At 73.5% G+C, this 257-nt stretch carries 1 pseudogene; it reads left to right on the top strand.

The features are described 5' to 3' along the window. Nucleotides 1-18 precede the first annotated feature (18 nt). Nucleotides 19-257: pseudogene (locus FJ658_RS15525) on the top strand (MmgE/PrpD family protein); the annotation flags it as partial.

The raw sequence follows: 257 nt of genomic DNA, 5'->3' as shown, positions 1-257 counted from the left end.
CGAACCGAAGGAGAGCGCATGAAGCGCCACACCGTCCGCACCCACCGCAGCGACGAGGGCCTCGAGCGCTCCGACGAGCTCGCCTGGAAGATCGCCCAGGTCGCCGTCGACCCGGTCGAGGTCGAGCCCGCCGTCGCCGACATGATCGTCAACCGTGTCATCGACAACGCTGCCGTCGCCGCCGCCTCCCTGTCGCGCGGTCCCGTCGTCGCGGCCCGCGGGCAGGCGCTCGCCCGACCGCAGGCGGATGCCCGACC

It is taken from the genome of Schumannella sp. 10F1B-5-1, assembly GCF_006517535.1.
Lineage (GTDB): Bacteria > Actinomycetota > Actinomycetes > Actinomycetales > Microbacteriaceae > Schumannella.
Note: the sequence above shows the minus strand (reverse complement) of the source record. Positions and strands in the feature narration are given on the sequence as shown.